We start from the raw sequence: 15,981 nt of genomic DNA, 5'->3' as shown, positions 1-15,981 counted from the left end.
AATTCTGCCATCGAAGTGACGCCGTGACCCAGCCCGCCGTTTCACCCACGCTCGATACGTTGTTCAAGCGGTCGCTGGCGCGGCAACCGGATGCGACGGCGCTGGTCGATCCGCCGAACAAGCTGCGCGTCACCGGACAGACGCCGAAGCGGCTGACCTACGCCCAAGCCGACCGGGTCATTTCCTCGCTGGCCGCGCACTTCATCGAATCCGGATTGCCGGCCAACTCCGTCATCGCCGTGCAGCTGCCGAACACCATCGAATTCGCGCTGACGATTTTGGCCGCCTACCGCGCCGGACTGGTGGTCGCCGTGCTGCCGCTGCTGTGGCGGCAGGCGGAACTGACCATGGCGCTCAACCGCAGCGCGGCGCGGGCAATCGTGACCACGAGCAAGGTCGACGGTATCGTCTATGCGGATCTGGCCATGAACGCCGCGGCCGAAGCGTTCTCGATCCGCCATGTCTGCGGCTTCGGCACTGACCTGCCGGAAGGCATGGCATCCCTCGACAACGCGATCCTTCGCGAATCCACCACGGCGCGCGCGGTCATCCAGGACGGCCGCAAGGCGGCGCTGATCTCGTTCGATCTGACGTCGGACGGTTTCCGGCCGGTGCCGCGCGCCCATCTCGGCCTGATCGCCGGAGGCCTGTCGGTTTCACTCGAAAGCGACGTGCCGCAGGGTGCCACGATCCTGTCGGCGTTTTCGCCGATGTCGTTTGCCGGCCTCGCCTCCTCACTGGCGGTCTGGCTGTTGTCGGGCGGAACCCTGGTGCTGCACCATCCCTTCGACGAAGCGGTGCTGGAGCAGCAGATCAACGAGTGTGCCTGCGACACGCTGATTGCGCCGGCCCAACTGGCGCTGCGGCTGGACGAGCTCGACCTCGCGGGCAGCCTGCCCTCCCTGCGCAACGTCATCGGGTTGTGGCGCGCGCCGGAACAGGTGATGTCGAGCGCGTCCTGGTCGGCCCAGCAGGCGACGCTGACCGACGTCTACCTGTTCGGCGAAGTCGGTTTGTTCGGTGCGCGGCGGCTTGCGGACGATGGTTCACCGGCCCAGATCAAACCCGGGCCGCATGGCGCGCCGCGCGAACTGCCGGGCTCCTCGATCGCGGGCGATATCGTGCTGACGCCGCGGGGTACCCTGGGACTGCGCGGACCGATGATCCCGGTCGCCGCCTATGCGCCACCACCGCCGCCAAGCGACTCGCTGATCGCGGCCCCGCCGCGCGATTACGTCGATACGGATTACTCGGCCCGGCTCGACCGTTCGACCGGCGCCATCAACATCACCGCACCGCCGTCCGGCATCATGGCGGTTGGCGGCTATCGCTTCCTGGCGCAGGACCTGCAGGAATGGGCGCGGCGGCTCGGACAGGGCGCGCTGCTCACGGCATTGCCGGATCGCCTCAGCGGCCACCGGCTCGCCGGCCGGGCGCAAGACAACGCCCGCGCCCGCGACGCGCTGACGGAACTTGGACTTAACCCCTTGATGGTCGAAGCATTTCGCGACCGGGCCAACACCAATTGAACGCCATCCCGCGGGTCGCGTTGACGCCACATTAAGTCCGGCAAACTAGGATCGCGCTCCCGTAAGGCACGCTTGATCCGAGTTGTCAGATGTCCCAGCAAGGCCCGATCCTCGTCGTATCGACCGCAAGACGGCCGCCGTTTGCTGCGGCGCTCGATGCCGCAAAACTGTTCCCGCTCGTCGAGGCCGGATGGGCGGATGCGGCGCGCGCGGTCGAACAGGTGCAGCCGGCTGCGGTGCTCGCAGCAGCATCCGACGTCGACCAGGCCACGCTTGCCGCACTGGCCGCGCCGATCGCGGCACAGCAGCCCTACCTGCCGCTCATCGCCGTCGATCCGCAGACAACCCTTCCCGACAACGCCATTCCGTTTTTCCAGAGCCAGGGGGACAGCAGCCGCCTCGTGGCACGGCTGCGCGCCGCGCTGCGGATCCGCTCGCTGCATGCGACTGTCATGCGCCGGCTGGTACCGGCCACCCGGATCGCGCTGTCGGACATCGACACTTTCAGAGACGCCACCGTCCTGCTGGTCGGCCGCGGCGGCGCCTACCCCACGCTCTCGGTTTCGCTCGGCGAGCAAACCGCCGTGGTCGGCGCACTCAGCATCGAGGCGGCGGCGAAGCATCTCAACGCCCGCGACGTCGACGGCATCGTGCTCGCCGAAGGCTTCAGCCCGCGCGTGGTCGACGCTTTCCTGACCGTGCTGGCGGAAGACGCCCGCTTCCGCCATCTGCCGGTCGTGGTGACGTCAGGCGATCTGTTGCCGGTCTATGACCTGCCGAACCTTGAAATCCTCACCGGCGAGCCTGCGCAGATGGTGGCGACCGCGCTGCCACTGATCCGCCAGCATGCCTTCGAAGTGCATTTGAGCCGCACGCTGCGCTCGATCGACGCCGAAGGCCTGATCGACGCGCGAACCGGCCTGCTCACGTCAGACGCGTTCGCGCGCGACTTCGCCAGCGCGGTCTATCAGACCCAGCAACGCGGCGGCGGCTTGTCGGTCGCGCGTTTTGCGTTTGACCCCGCGCACCCCCGGGCCCAGTTCGATGGTGCGCGCATCATCAGCCGCCTGATGCGGCAAATGGATTTCGGCGCCGTGTTCGATGATGGATCGGTTGTCGTCGCCTTCGCCGAAACCGACCTGAAGACCGCGCATACGATTGCGCGGCGGCTGTCCAGCGTGATGCGCCACACCAGCCACGGCAAGCGCGACGCCGGCACAGAGCCAACCGTGACGGTCGCAACCCTGGAGCCGAACGATTCCGCGAAGGCGTTGCTGACGCGACTGGACGCAGAAGCGCATCGCGCCGCGTCGTAGGGCATTCCGTTCCCCGGGCGCAATGCAGCGCGGAGCGGTGCGTTGCAGAACCGGGGTCCACCTCGAGGAGAGCACCGGCCAATGTGGGTCCCGGCTCTGCGGAGCAGCGCTACGCTACGCGCCGCACCGCGTCCGGGACACGAGAGTAGCGCCCAAAGCCTGCCGTGGCCATGGCGAGACGCCCCCCTGTTATCGTCGATGAACCCCCAGGGCCGTTGGAGCGACACAGGATCGTTGTGCTCGCCGCCTAAGCCGACGCGCGCGGGCCGCTTTGCACCCACCCTGTCGAGGACCGGCAATGTTGACGAACAACACGCAGCCACCCTGGAAAGCTCGGAACATCGCCTTGCTTGCGATGGTCCTTGCTGTTGCGGGAGGGCTATCGCTGTTCAACAAGGCAACCGGCCACACAGAGCCTGTCACCGCCGGCACGACCAACTGCATTGAATTCGAGGCTAATGCCCGCAAGCTGTTCGACCAGGACGGCGACACCGCAACGCTGCGTGGCACATTCGCGCCCGGCGACCATGTGCACGTGGTGATCGATTTCAACGGCGTCGACTATTCGTGGCAATCGACTGGTGTGTTGGGAACAATGCCGAAAGTGAGCGGCTCCCGCTGGTTCAGCTGGCTTAGCGGGTACAAGTACAAAATGCACACCAAGGCCACATACTCGCCCGAGCACACGCTGATATCCTCCGTGTCCGACGGCAAGGTCACTGGATTCGCCAAGTTTGAGGTGAAGCTCGATGTAGCCACCGCCGGAGATGGCGCGATAACCCTCAAAAAGACCGGCAGCGGGCTATTGCCGAAAGTCGTGATCGCGAGCTGCAAGCCCGCGAAACCGACGCCCACGATCACAAGGGGATTGTCGAGCTGATATGTTCGTAGTTCGTAGGGTGGGCAAGGCGAAGCGTGCCCACCATCTTCTGCGTACATAACCCTGGTGGGCACGGCGCAAGCGCGCCTTTGCCCCCTACAAAGCCCTACGCCGCCTTCTTGTTCTCCGCGAGGTTGGCAAGCTGGCGCAAAATCTCTGTCGTCCCCATCAGCCGCTCTTCCGGCGTCTTCCATACCTGCAGGAACACCACCTTCATGTCCGGGCGAACTTTCGCGGCCTGGCCGTGCTGGCGGATGAAGAACACGAGGCGGTCCGGCTGCGCGAACTTGTTGTCGCGGAACGTGATGACGGCGCCCTTCGGCCCGGCATCGACCTTCTCGACATTGGCCCGGCGGCAATAGGCCTTGATCGCAGCGACCTTGAACAAATAGCGCACCTCGTCCGGCAGCACGCCGAAACGGTCGCGCATCTCGGCAGCAAAATTGTCGATCTCGTCGTCGGTCTCGAGATCGGCGAGCCGGCGATACAGCGACAGCCGCACCGCGAGATCGCTGACGTAGTCCTCCGGGATCAGCACCGGCATGCCGATGGTGATCTGCGGCGACCAGCGGTCGGCGGCGGGCTCGACCACGCCGGCCTTGAGATTGAGGATCGCCTCTTCCAGCATCGACTGGTAAAGTTCGAAGCCGACTTCCTTGATGTGGCCGGATTGTTCCTCGCCGAGCAGATTGCCGGCGCCGCGGATGTCGAGGTCGTGGGAAGCAAGCTGGAAGCCAGCACCCAGCGTCTCCAGCGATTGCAGCACCTTGAGCCGCCGTTCGGCCTGCGCGGTGATCTTCTGCTGGGCCGGCAGCGTGAACAGCGCATAGGCTCTAAGTTTGGAGCGCCCCACCCGGCCGCGCAGCTGATAGAGCTGCGCGAGGCCAAACATGTCGGCGCGGTGCACGATCAGCGTGTTGGCCGAGGGAATGTCGAGCCCGGATTCGACGATCGTGGTCGAGAGCAACACGTCGTACTTGCCGTCGTAGAACGCCGACATGATGTCTTCCATCACGGTCGGCGCCATCTGGCCATGCGCGACCGCGACTTTCATCTCAGGCACGTTCTTGTCGAGGAAATCCTTGACGCCGGCGAGGTCTTCGATGCGCGGCACCACATAGAACGCCTGCCCGCCACGGTAGCGTTCGCGCAGCAGCGCCTCGCGGATCATCAGCGGATCGTGCGGCGCCACGAAGGTGCGGACCGCGAGCCGATCGACCGGTGGCGAAGCAATGATCGACAGATCGCGCACGCCGGTCAGCGCCAGTTGCAACGTGCGCGGGATCGGCGTCGCGCTCAGCGTCAGCACATGGACCTGCGCCCGCAGCTGTTTCAGCCGTTCCTTGTGGCTGACGCCAAAATGCTGCTCCTCGTCGACGATCAGGAGGCCCAAATCCCTGAACTTGATCGCCTTGCCGAGCAGCGCGTGGGTGCCGACGACGATGTCGACATTGCCTTCCGAAATCCCCTTCTTGACCTGCGTCAGTTCCTTCGCCGCCACCAGCCGCGAAGCCTGCGCGACGTTGACAGGGAAACCACGGAAACGCTCCGCAAAGGTCTTGCTGTGCTGGCGCGCCAGGAGCGTGGTCGGCACCACCACGGCGACCTGCTTGCCGTCGAGCGCGACCGCAAACGCGGCGCGTAGCGCCACCTCGGTCTTGCCGAAGCCGACGTCGCCGCAGATCAGCCGGTCCATCGGGCGGCCGCTTTCGAGGTCCTTCAGTGTGGACGTGATGGCGCCAAGCTGGTCCTCGGTCTCTTCATAAGGGAAGCGCGCGCAGAACTCGTCATAGACGTGCGGCTGCACCGGCATCTTCGGTGCTTCATGCAAATGCCGCTCGGCCGCGATCTTGATCAATTCGCCCGCGATCTCGCGGATGCGGTTCTTCAGTTTTGCCTTGCGCGCCTGCCAGCCGCCGCCGCCCAGCCGGTCCAGTTCGACATTGGCGTGGTCGGAGCCGTAGCGCGACAGCAGTTCGATGTTCTCGACGGGGAGGAACAGTTTGGTCTCGGCGGCGTAATGCAGTTCGAGACAGTCGTGCGGCGCGCCGGACACTTCCAGCGTCTGCAGCCCGATGAAACGGCCGATGCCGTGCTCGACATGCACGACCAGATCGCCGGCGGCGAGACTCGTGACCTCCGAAATGAAGTTGTCGAGCTTGCGGCTCGCCTTGCGCGGCCGCACCAGGCGGTCGCCCAGAATATCCTGCTCGCTGATGACGGCAACGTCGTCGGTCTCGAAACCGGATTCCATGCCGACCACCGCCAGCATGGCCTCGTTGCGCGGGGTTGCCTGCACCGTCCGCCAGGTGTTGACGCTGGTGAGGTTATGCAGCTTGTGGTCGCGAAGCATGCTGCCCATGCGGTCGCGCGAGCCTTCGCTCCACAGCGTGATCACCACTTTCTTACGCTGCGCCTGCAAGGCCTGCACATGCGCCACGACGGCTTCGAACACGTTGACCGACGTGTCGGCGCGCTCCGGCGCGAAACTGCGGCCCTGCCGCGCGCCGGCGTCGAACACATCAGTGCCGCCCTCAGGCATGGCGAACGGCGTCAGCCGCGCCAGCGCAGCTTCTTCCAAACGCGTCGTCCATTCCGCTTCGCTCAGATAAAGCCGGTCGGGCGGCAACGGCTTGTAGATCGCGCCAGTTCCGGGATGCTCCATCGCCTCGCGTCGCGCGTCGTAGTAGTCGATGATCTGCTTGAAGCGTTCCCGCGCCGCGTCCTCGCCTTGCGGTTCGATCGCGACCGGCGCGCCGTCGAGATAATCGAACAGCGTGTCCATCCGCTCCTGGAACAGCGGCAGCCAGTGCTCCATGCCGGGATGGCGCCGGCCCTCGCTAACAGCTTCATAGAGCAGATCGTCGCGCTGCGGCGCGCCGAATGTCGCAACATAGCCCATGCGAAAGCGGCGGATGGTTTCGGTGACCAGCTGAAATTCCGAGACCGGCACGAGATCGAGCGCGCGCATGTCGAGCAGCGTGCGCTGGGTTTCGGCGTCGAACGTGCGGATCGATTCCAGACTGTCGCCAAAGAAATCGAACCGCACCGGCTGGTCGAGCCCGGCCGGGAAGAGATCGAGGATACCGCCGCGCACGGCATATTCACCGGGCTCGCGCACCGTCGAGGAGCGGTTGTAGCCATTGTGTTCGAGCCAGGCGACGATCGAATCCATCGGCACCACGTGACCGGGCGCGACCGACAGCGCCTGCGCCGCCACCACCTCGCGCGCCGGCACGCGCTGGACGATGGCATTGACCGTGGTCAGCACGATCAGCGGCTTGTCGCTGCCGGTGAGGCGCGACAACCGCGCCAGCGTGGTCAGGCGCTGCGCCAGGATACCGCCATGCGGCGACACCCGGTCATAGGGCTGACAGTCCCAGGCCGGGAACTGCATGACCGGCAAATCGGGCGCAAAGAATTCCAGCGCCCGCGCCAGTTGCTGCATGCGGGGGCCGTCACGGCACACCACCGCCAGGCTCACCGCCGGCGGCTTCGGCTTGGCGGCGACGGCGCGCGCGAGATCAGCGACAACCAGCCCTTCCGCGCCTTCGGCGACATTGGCAAAAGTCAGCGCGCGGCCGGGGGCCAGCAGCGCGGCGGGCGATTTCACGGGCGACTTCATGCGTCGTGATCCACGGCGCGAATTGCCTTGATGCGATCGAACAGCGCGCTGGCGTATTCCGGCGCGAGCGGCTTGTCGCCGGTCAACGCGGCATAGAGATCGGGATCGGGCACCTCGAGCAGGCGCTCCAGTTCGGCCATGTCGCTATCCGAAAGGTCGACGATCTCGGCATCGGCGAAGCGCCCAAGGATGAGATCCATCTCGCGGGTGCCGCGATGCCAGCAGCGAAACAAAAGCCGCTTGCGGCGGTCGTCGAGCCCGCCGCTCGATCGTGTCGAACCCGTCATTGTCCCATTCCCATCCGAACGCCAAAAGCCCGGACGTGGCCGGGCGGGGTTGATATAGCCTTCGCATCGGGAAATGTCAGTAGCGTTTTCGCGCGCAAATCCATGTGAACCCGATGGCTGGAACGTGCGACTATAGCCCTGCACCTGCAACGCTCACCAACCATCGTCGTGGCGGGACTTGCGACTATTTCATTTCGCCGGTATGTGTCTGCGCGATCGGGGCCGATTTTGGCACGATCAACAGGGAGAAGGCTCGATGACGCTGATGTCTCGCCGCCCCGTCGAGGGCATCGCCTGAGGGCGCGTGCGTTAGCTGCGCCGCTTGGGAAATCACGCGCTTAAGCTCAGCGATAGCCGGGCTGTGCGCGTCGACGATTTCAAATCTCCTGAAAGCTTTTTAAATGGGCACTTCTCCCAAGATGGACGGCCGCGCGCCGATCCATGTCTTCGCCTCGTCCAAATCCTGGATCGAAGGCAGCGCCACGCTTCAGCTCGAACAGGTCGCCGGATTGCCCGGCGTCCAGGCGGTCGCCGCCATGCCGGATCTGCATCCCGGCAAATACGGCCCCGTCGGCTGCGCCATTCTGGCCGACCGGATTCATCCACAGCTGGTTGGCTCCGACATCGGCTGCGGCATGGGGCTGTTCGCGCTCGATATCGCGGCGCGCAAGCTGCGGCTCGACCAGCTGGCCGAGCGCTTGAGTTCGCTCGATCAACCCTGGGACGGTGACGTGGCTGCCGTCATGACCGGCACCGGTCTTGACGCCACGACATCAGATGCTTCGCTCGGCAGCATCGGCGGCGGCAACCATTTCTGCGAGATACAGGCGATCGAGGAAATCCTCGCGCCGGAGACGGCCGCGCAGGCGGGACTGGACCGGGACAACGCCTATGTCTTGGTTCATTCCGGCTCTCGCGGTCTCGGTTACTCGATCCTCGAGCGGATCCTGCGGGATGGGCAGCCGGCGCTTGATCCCGCGAGCGACGAAGGCAGATCCTACATGGACGCGCATGATCACGCCGTGCAGTGGGCCAAACTCAATCGTCGCATCATCGCAGAGCGGGCCGCGACGGCAGCACGTGCGGACCTGCGTCCGGTAAACGATCTCGCGCACAACATGGTGGAGCGTCAGATCAGCGCCGGCGGTGTGATGGCGCTGCACCGGAAAGGCGCGGCGGCTTCCGATCGCGGGCTGGTGCCGGTGCCGGGATCGCGCGGAACGCTGTCCTATCTGGTGGAGCCGCTGGCCCCGATGCAGGCTGAGGCGCTCGCCTCTCTCGCGCATGGTGCGGGCCGCAAGTACGACCGCGCCTCCATGCACGGCCGCGTGCGCGGCAAGAAGTCCGACGTGGCACGGCTGGAGCGCAATCCGTATGGCGGCATCGTCGTCTGCGGGGATCGCGGCCTGCTCGTCGAAGAGGCGCCGGAGGCCTACAAGAACATCGACCGCGTCATCGCCGATCTCGTCGAGTTCGGCCTGGCGCGCGTGGTGGCGACGTTCCGGCCGCTGGTGACGTTCAAGAAGGCGCAATCCAGCGTCGCAGCGCGCGGCGGCAACCGCGAAAAGTCCTGGAAGGAGGACCGTCGATGATCCGGCTTCTGTTCACCAGCGGACGCGGTCCGGCGGAATGCCGGATTGCGCTCGCCAAGGCGGTCGCGTTGCTCGCGGCAGAAGCGACCGCGCTCGGCCTCGATACCGATTGCGTGAATGGACCGAATCCGGACGGACATGGTCCGGCGTCGGCGATAACAGTGATCCATGGCGAGGCCGCCGCGGCGTTCGCACGGCCGTGGATCGGTTCGATCCAATGGGTGGCGCAGAGCCCGCTGCGGCCACATCACAAGCGCAAGAACTGGTTCATTGGTGTTTTCGAACTTCCGGCCCTGCCCGATGCGCCGAAAGCGCTGGCCGTCCACGACGTTCGTTTTGAAGCGTTCCGGGCCGGTGGCCCCGGCGGTCAGCATCAGAACAAGACCGAGAGCGCCGTGCGTGCTGTCCACATTGCGACCGGCCTTTCCGTCGTGGCGCGCGAGGAGCGCTCGCAACATCGCAACAAGGCGCTGGCCCTGGAGCGGATTGCGGCGCTGCTCAAGTTGCAGGGCGAACTGGAGGCGATCACGGCCCGCAATGATGCGCATGCGGCGCATGATCGTCTTGAGCGCGGCAGCCCGGTGAAGCAGTTCAAGGGCAAGGCCTTCCAGGCATCGCAGTCTGACGCCTAAAAAAGCCGTGGACGTTTCGCACAAAGCCGGGCATTCCGGGCCGGAACGGACTTAGGTTTCCTGAAATGCGCCCTGCACTGCTCAATCCCTTGTTTGCGCCGGTCACGACGCTTGCCGGCGTCGGACCGAAGCAGGACAAATTGCTGCGCTATCTGCTCGGCCGCAGCGAGACGCCGCGGCTGGTGGATTTGCTGCTGCATCTGCCGGCCAGCGTGATCGATCGCCGGGCTCGTCCGAAAATCCGTGACGCTGTTCAGGGAACCGTGGTGACGCTGGAAGTCACGATCGATCGTCACCGCCCGCCGCCGCCGCGCAATTCGCGCGCACCCTACCTCGTCTATGCCAGCGACGACACCGGCGACGTGGTGCTGACGTTTTTCCGCGCCAAGCCCGGCTATGTCGAAAAGCTGCTGCCGGTCGGCGAGAAGCGCTACGTCTCCGGCACCTTGCAAATGTACGACGGGATTCCGCAGATCGTGCATCCCGACCGCGTCGTGGATGAAGAAGGGTTTTCGAAACTATCCGGCATCGATCCGGTCTATCCGCTGACCGAAGGCCTCGCCCTCGGTTCATTGCGCCGCGCGATCGCGCAGGCGCTGCCGAAGCTGCCGGAACTGACCGAGTGGATCAGCCCGGAAGTGATCCGGCGTTGCCACTTCCCGCCGATCCGGGAGGCGCTGAATCGCGTTCATGTCCCGGTCGAACTCACGGATATCCTGCCCGATGGCCCGTTCTGGTCGCGCCTCGCGTTCGATGAGTTGCTGGCCGGCCAACTGGCGCTGGCGCTGGTGCGCGCGCAGTTGCGACGCCCGGCCGGCGATCGCCATGCTGGCGACGGCCACCTGCGTAGCAAGATCATCGACGCGTTGCCTTATGCGCTGACCACTTCGCAACGCGATGCGGTGGCCGCCATCACCGGGGATTTGCGCCAGCCGGTGCGGATGCTGCGGCTGCTGCAAGGCGACGTCGGATCCGGCAAGACAGTGGTGGCGCTGCTCGCGGCGGCCGCCGTGACCGAAGCCGGCAAGCAGGCCGCGCTGATGGCGCCGACCGAAATCCTGGCACGCCAGCACATCAAGACCATCGCGCCGCTGGCCGAACGCGCCGGCATGCGGGTAGCCATCCTCACCGGGCGCGAAAAGGGCAAGGAGCGCCGCGAAATCCTTGCCCAACTGGAAGCCGGCGAGATCGATCTGCTGGTCGGCACCCACGCGCTGATCCAGGACGACGTCGTCTACAAGGCGCTGGCGCTCGCGGTCGTCGACGAGCAGCACCGCTTTGGCGTCCGCGAGCGGCTCGCGCTCACCAACAAGGGCGAAGCCGTCGATGTGCTGGTGCTGAGCGCGACCCCGATCCCGCGCACGCTGGTGCTGACGTACTTCGGCGATATGGACGTCTCGGAATTGCGCGAGAAACCGGCCGGCCGGCAGCCGATCGACACCCGCACCGTTCCCAACAGCCGGCTCGACGCGGTCATCGACGGCGTCGGCCGCGCCCTCAAGGCGGGAAAACTGGTCTACTGGATCTGTCCGCTGGTGGAGGAATCCGAAGCCGAGGGCATCGAGCACCTCACCAACGCCACCGAAAGGTTCGAGCGGCTGCAACAGCGCTTTGGTGAGCGCGTCGGTCTGGTGCACGGCCAGATGAAGGGCACGGAAAAGGATCGTGTGATGGCGCAGTTCGCCGCGCACGAAATCGGCGTCTTGGTCGCCACCACCGTGGTCGAAGTCGGCGTCGACGTTCCCGCCGCGTCGATCATGGTGATCGAGAACGCCGAACGGTTTGGGCTGGCGCAATTGCATCAATTGCGCGGCCGCATCGGCCGTGGCGCGGAAGCCTCCACCTGCCTCTTGCTCTACAAGGAGCCGCTCAACGAGATGTCGACGGCGCGGCTGAAGGTGATCCGGGAAACATCAGACGGATTCCGGATTGCCGAGGAAGACCTGAAACTGCGCGGCGAAGGCGACGTGCTCGGCATCCGGCAAAGCGGCCTGCCCGGCTACCGCATCGCGCGCTCCGAAGTCCACGGCCAGCTGATCACGCAGGCGCGCGACGAAACACTGCGTATCATGAAGGACAATCCGAAACTGAAGGGCGAGCGCGGCGAAGCGCTGCGGTGTTTGCTCTATCTGTATGAGCGGGACGAAGCGATCCCGCTGATTGGCGCGGGGTAACGGCTTTCTTTGCCGTGAGATGGATTGCTTCGCTTCGCTAGCAAGGACGGGGAAAGAGACGGTGCTCTCTTCACTCCACCTTCGCCGGCTGCAGCGTGGGCGCGTTCGCCGCCTTCGCTGCATTTGCCGCACGCGCGGCGTTGGCGGTGGCGGCCAGTGCGGCGATCTTCTTTTGCGGATCGGAGCCGGGCTGCACCACGCCGGCTGACATGATCAGGGTTGCGGCGTCTTCGGCGCTCATGTCGATCTCGACGATCTTGTTCTTCGGCACGTAGAAGAAGAAGCCCGTGGTCGGGTTCGGCGCGCAGGGCAAGAACACCGAGATGTGCTCGTCTTCGACCGGAAGCTTGTTGGCGATCTCGACGCTCGGCGGCTGCGAGATCAGCACGATCGACCACATGCCCGGCGAGGGAAACTCGACAAGGCCGACCCGGCGGAAGCTCGATCCCGTTCCCGAGAACAGCGTTTCGAACACCTGCTTCAGGCCGCGATAGATCGCGCGCACGGCTGGAATACGGCCGAGCAGCCGTTCGCCGAGATCGACCAGGGTCCGGCCGATCAAATTTGCGGTGAGGAACCCGAGCAGCGTCAGCGCGATCACGGCGACGATCAGCCCGGAGCCCGGCAGCCCGAACGGCAGATAGGTTTCCGGCCGGTAGGCTGTCGGCACGAAGGGGCGGACCAGATTGTCGACCCAGGTGACGAACCACCAGGTCAAATAGAAGGTGATGGCGATCGGCCCGGCGACCACGAGGCCGGTGAGGAAATAGTTGCGGAAACGGGCCATCAGGTGGCCGGTATGGGGTTCCGGCGGGACTTCGGCCGGGGTGGACGGTGGCAGATCTTCGGGATTCATTGCGGTTCCAGGTGGCGCGGCGGGCCGGTCTTATTGCCAGCTAAGCCATCCTAGCAGATTTTGGAAGGCTTGAGGTGACGAAGCGGGCGCACCTGCGGCTATTCGACCGTGACCGATTTCGCAAGATTTCGCGGCTGATCGACGTCGGTCCCCATCACCACGGCGGTATGATAGGCCAAAAGCTGCACCGGAACGGCATAGACCATGGGCGTAAAGGCCGCCGCCATGTCGGGCAGCACGATCGTCACCAGGGATTCGATGGTCGCCTCCGCCGCGCCCTTGGCGTCGGTCATCAGGATGATCTTGCCGCCGCGCGCGGCGACCTCCTGCATGTTGGAGACGGTCTTTTCGAACACCCGGTCATGCGGCGCGATCACCACGACAGGCATATTTTCGTCGATCAGCGCGATCGGGCCGTGCTTGAGTTCGCCGGCGGCGTAGCCCTCGGCGTGGATGTAGGAGATTTCCTTCAGCTTCAGCGCGCCTTCCAGCGCCAGCGGATAGCTGGTGCCGCGGCCGAGATAGAGCACGTCGCGGCATTTGGCGATGTCGCGCGCCAGCTTTTCGATCTGCGGCTCCGAAGTCAGCGCCGCCGCCATCAGGCGCGGAATTTCGACGAGGCCATGGACCAGCCTGGTCTCGTCCTCGTCGGACAATTCGCGCCTCGCCTTGCCGGCGGCTACCGCGAGCGCGGCCAGAACCATCAGCTGGCAGGTGAACGCCTTGGTTGAGGCGACGCCGATCTCGGGCCCGGCCAGCGTCTGCAGCACGGTCTCGCTCTCGCGCGCAATCGTGGAAGTCGCCACGTTGACCACGGAAAGCGTATGGGCGCCTTGCGACTTGGCATAGCGCAGCGCCGCCAGCGTGTCGGCGGTCTCCCCAGACTGCGAAATGAAGATCGCCAGATCGCCCTTGCGCAAGGGCGCCTCGCGGTAACGGAATTCCGAGGCGACGTCGACTTCGACCGGCACGCGGCCGAGCCGCTCGAACCAGTATTTGGCGACATAGCCGGCATAGCTCGCGGTGCCGCAGGCGACGATCGCGATCCGCTGAACATCGGCAAAATCGAACGGCAGCTTCACCGGCAGCATTACGCGGTCGGTGGCCATGTCGACATATCTGGCAAGCGTGTGCCCGACCACTTCCGGCTGTTCGTGGATTTCCTTGGCCATGAAGTGGCGGTAGTTGGCCTTGTCGACCAGCGAACTCGAGCCCGTGTGCTTGATCGCGTCGCGATGAACGATCGCATTGTCCTTGTCGTAGATGGTGGCGCCCTTGCGCGTCAGCACCACCCAGTCGCCGTCTTCGAGATAGCTGACGGTGTCGGTCAGAGGCCCCAGCGCAATCGCATCCGACCCCAGATACATTTCGCCGTCGCCATGCCCGATCGCGAGCGGCGGGCCGTTGCGGGCGCCGATCATCAGGTCATTGTCACCGGCGAAGATGAAGCCGAGCGCGAATGCCCCGCGCAGCTGCGACAGCGCCGCCTTCACCGCTTCGACGGGACCTATGCCCTCGCCGAGCAGACTGTCGACCAGATGCAGCACGATCTCGGTATCGGTTTCGGTCTTGAAGACCGCGCCCTTTTTCTCCAGCGCTTCGCGCAGTTCGCGAAAATTCTCGATGATGCCGTTATGGACCACGGCGACGCGGTCGGTCGCATGCGGATGCGCGTTGTTCTCGGTCGGCCGGCCGTGGGTGGCCCAGCGGGTGTGTCCGATCCCGGTATGGCCGGCGAGCGGTTCGGCATCGAGCCGCTTCTCGAGGTTCTTCAGTTTGCCCTCGGCGCGGCGGCGCGTGATGTGGTCGCCTTCCAGCGTGGCGACGCCTGCGGAATCGTAGCCGCGGTATTCCAGGCGTTTGAGCGAATCCACCAACTGCTCCGCGACCGGAGCGCGTCCGAGAATGCCGACAATGCCGCACATGCGGTTTTATATCCCCAAATCGTCGAAAATTTGCCGAAGCAGCGCCACGTTCCCTTAACGGGAAACGCCGCCGCCTACCTACTCAATAATTGTTGCGCATTGAGACAGTCTTAAGCGGAAAGCTTAACGGGGCGTGCTGGAAGCGCCCTCGTCCCGCGACTCGGTCAACGGCGCACACCAAGCTCGGCAACATGAAATTGTCGAGCATCGATATGGAAATCTGGAAGTCGCCCGTCCGCAACGCTGTTCAAAACAGATAGAAGCTCCCGATCAGCAGGCCCGCCGAAAAGGACCAAAGCCCCAAGGTGCAGGCTGACACGACGCGCACGAGGTTGCGAACCTGTATCTCGAACTCCTCATCCGTTGTTTCATGGAATCGAGCTGCCATTGGCGCTGCCCTGCCCTGCACGGGTTAGCCGGATGTATGCACGAATCATGGTGAAGGTGGGGCATTTGCACCCCGCAGCGATCACGATGATGAGCAGGCTTCAGGGTCCCGAGCGGACATTCGGCCGGACTACCCGCCGCTCACCAGGCGTAGCGCACCACGCCCTTGCCGGCATAGCTCTCGGTCACGTTCGAGAATTCGCCTTCGAAGGTGCCGGCGACCGACCAGCCGTTGATCCATTTCATTTCGGCCGAACCGGTCACCAGTGCGGCATCAGCCGCTTGCCGCGCGCCATTGACGACAAATGAGGCGCCCGGCAACGTCTGGAACGTGGCGCCGATCGCGCGGTCCGGATTGAAGTCATGCGCCCAGGCGGCACGGCCGCGCAGTGTGAAGATGCCGTTTTGCACGGCGAATGATTTGTCGGTGCGCAGGCCGAGTTCGCTGCGGGTGCTGGTCACGCTCTTGGCGTTGTAGGCGAGCGCAAATGTGTTTGCGCCGACGGTGGCCTGCTCTGCGTACGCGGGCAGTTCGAACGTCGTGAACTGGCCGGCGGCGTATGGCGACCAGCCGAAGCCGTGGGACACCAAGCGATAGCCGCCCTCGACGCGGCCCGACCAGGCATTGGCGTTGAACTGTGCGCGCAACTGGTCGACGCCCGCAACCGTCACCGTACGATCGGTCGTGATGTCCTGCCAGCCATAGGCCAGCGCACCGCTGATGTAGGCCGGGCCGACATTGTGCCGGATGAACGCGCCGGCCTGGAACAGGTCGGAG

Annotated in this window: 11 protein-coding genes; 6 read left to right on the top strand and 5 right to left on the bottom strand. The window is 65.1% G+C overall.

Annotation, left to right across the window (positions count from 1 at the left end):
- Positions 1-23 precede the first annotated feature (23 nt).
- The 3 genes from ACSQ84_RS34310 (at position 24) to ACSQ84_RS34300 (ending at position 3,725) form a co-directional block, all read left to right on the top strand.
- Positions 24-1,529, top strand: coding sequence for an AMP-binding protein (locus ACSQ84_RS34310; protein WP_436216181.1), 1,506 nt, complete (start codon positions 24-26; stop codon positions 1,527-1,529).
- An 89-nt stretch (positions 1,530-1,618) separates the two neighbouring features.
- Entirely contained in the window at positions 1,619-2,845 is a 1,227-nt protein-coding gene (locus tag ACSQ84_RS34305) for a GGDEF domain-containing protein (protein WP_436216180.1), read from the top strand.
- A gap of 298 nt (positions 2,846-3,143) precedes the next feature.
- Positions 3,144-3,725: a hypothetical protein gene (locus tag ACSQ84_RS34300; RefSeq protein ID WP_436216179.1), complete on the top strand. Its 582-nt coding sequence runs from the start codon at positions 3,144-3,146 to the stop codon at positions 3,723-3,725.
- Between the two features lie 106 nt (positions 3,726-3,831).
- Here the strand turns inward: ACSQ84_RS34300 and mfd are convergent, their stop codons facing one another.
- Together mfd and ACSQ84_RS34290 are read right to left on the bottom strand one after the other, a co-directional pair.
- Positions 3,832-7,350: a transcription-repair coupling factor gene (gene mfd, locus ACSQ84_RS34295; protein WP_436216178.1), complete on the bottom strand. Its 3,519-nt coding sequence runs from the start codon at positions 7,348-7,350 to the stop codon at positions 3,832-3,834.
- The gene (locus ACSQ84_RS34290; protein WP_436216177.1) at positions 7,347-7,637 is read right to left on the bottom strand and encodes a succinate dehydrogenase assembly factor 2; all 291 of its coding nucleotides are present in this window, start codon (positions 7,635-7,637) and stop codon (positions 7,347-7,349) included. Before ACSQ84_RS34290 ends, mfd begins: the two co-directional genes overlap by 4 nt.
- A gap of 401 nt (positions 7,638-8,038) precedes the next feature.
- Between ACSQ84_RS34290 and ACSQ84_RS34285 the strand changes: the two genes are divergently transcribed.
- The 3 genes from ACSQ84_RS34285 (at position 8,039) to recG (ending at position 12,035) form a co-directional block, all read left to right on the top strand.
- Positions 8,039-9,229: an RNA ligase RtcB family protein gene (locus ACSQ84_RS34285; protein ID WP_436216176.1), complete on the top strand. Its 1,191-nt coding sequence runs from the start codon at positions 8,039-8,041 to the stop codon at positions 9,227-9,229.
- Positions 9,226-9,861, top strand: coding sequence for a peptide chain release factor H (gene prfH / locus ACSQ84_RS34280; protein ID WP_436216175.1), 636 nt, complete (start codon positions 9,226-9,228; stop codon positions 9,859-9,861). The genes ACSQ84_RS34285 and prfH overlap by 4 nt, the downstream gene beginning before the upstream one ends.
- 65 nt (positions 9,862-9,926) lie before the next feature.
- Positions 9,927-12,035 (top strand): ATP-dependent DNA helicase RecG, encoded by a 2,109-nt coding sequence (gene recG / locus ACSQ84_RS34275; RefSeq protein ID WP_436216174.1) that lies wholly within the window; start codon positions 9,927-9,929, stop codon positions 12,033-12,035.
- A gap of 70 nt (positions 12,036-12,105) precedes the next feature.
- Here recG and ACSQ84_RS34270 read toward each other — a convergent pair whose 3' ends face one another.
- The 3 genes from ACSQ84_RS34270 to ACSQ84_RS34260 all read right to left on the bottom strand — a co-directional run.
- A complete protein-coding gene (locus ACSQ84_RS34270; protein ID WP_436216173.1) occupies positions 12,106-12,891 on the bottom strand; it encodes a DUF502 domain-containing protein in 786 nt (261 codons plus the stop codon).
- 98 nt (positions 12,892-12,989) lie between these two features.
- The gene (glmS, locus tag ACSQ84_RS34265; RefSeq protein ID WP_436216172.1) at positions 12,990-14,816 is read right to left on the bottom strand and encodes a glutamine--fructose-6-phosphate transaminase (isomerizing); all 1,827 of its coding nucleotides are present in this window, start codon (positions 14,814-14,816) and stop codon (positions 12,990-12,992) included.
- 528 nt (positions 14,817-15,344) lie between these two features.
- Positions 15,345-15,981, bottom strand: a 637-nt coding sequence (locus ACSQ84_RS34260) for an autotransporter outer membrane beta-barrel domain-containing protein (RefSeq protein ID WP_436216171.1), incomplete at its 5' end; no start/stop codon positions are given.

The organism is Bradyrhizobium sp. LjRoot220 (assembly GCF_964252915.1).
Lineage (GTDB): Bacteria > Pseudomonadota > Alphaproteobacteria > Rhizobiales > Xanthobacteraceae > Bradyrhizobium.
This window is presented reverse-complemented; position numbering and strand designations above follow the sequence as displayed.

Excerpts from the sequence above, each read along its gene's own strand:
- ACSQ84_RS34305 (WP_436216180.1), top strand. The coding sequence starts at position 1,619 with ATGTCCCAGCAAGGCCCGATCCTCGTCGTATCGACCGCAAGACGGCCG.
- ACSQ84_RS34300 (WP_436216179.1), top strand. The coding sequence starts at position 3,144 with ATGTTGACGAACAACACGCAGCCACCCTGGAAAGCTCGGAACATCGCC.
- mfd (WP_436216178.1), bottom strand. The coding sequence starts at position 7,350 with ATGAAGTCGCCCGTGAAATCGCCCGCCGCGCTGCTGGCCCCCGGCCGC.
- ACSQ84_RS34290 (WP_436216177.1), bottom strand. The coding sequence starts at position 7,637 with ATGACGGGTTCGACACGATCGAGCGGCGGGCTCGACGACCGCCGCAAG.
- ACSQ84_RS34285 (WP_436216176.1), top strand. The coding sequence starts at position 8,039 with ATGGGCACTTCTCCCAAGATGGACGGCCGCGCGCCGATCCATGTCTTC.
- prfH (WP_436216175.1), top strand. The coding sequence starts at position 9,226 with ATGATCCGGCTTCTGTTCACCAGCGGACGCGGTCCGGCGGAATGCCGG.
- recG (WP_436216174.1), top strand. The coding sequence starts at position 9,927 with ATGCGCCCTGCACTGCTCAATCCCTTGTTTGCGCCGGTCACGACGCTT.
- ACSQ84_RS34270 (WP_436216173.1), bottom strand. The coding sequence starts at position 12,891 with ATGAATCCCGAAGATCTGCCACCGTCCACCCCGGCCGAAGTCCCGCCG.
- glmS (WP_436216172.1), bottom strand. The coding sequence starts at position 14,816 with ATGTGCGGCATTGTCGGCATTCTCGGACGCGCTCCGGTCGCGGAGCAG.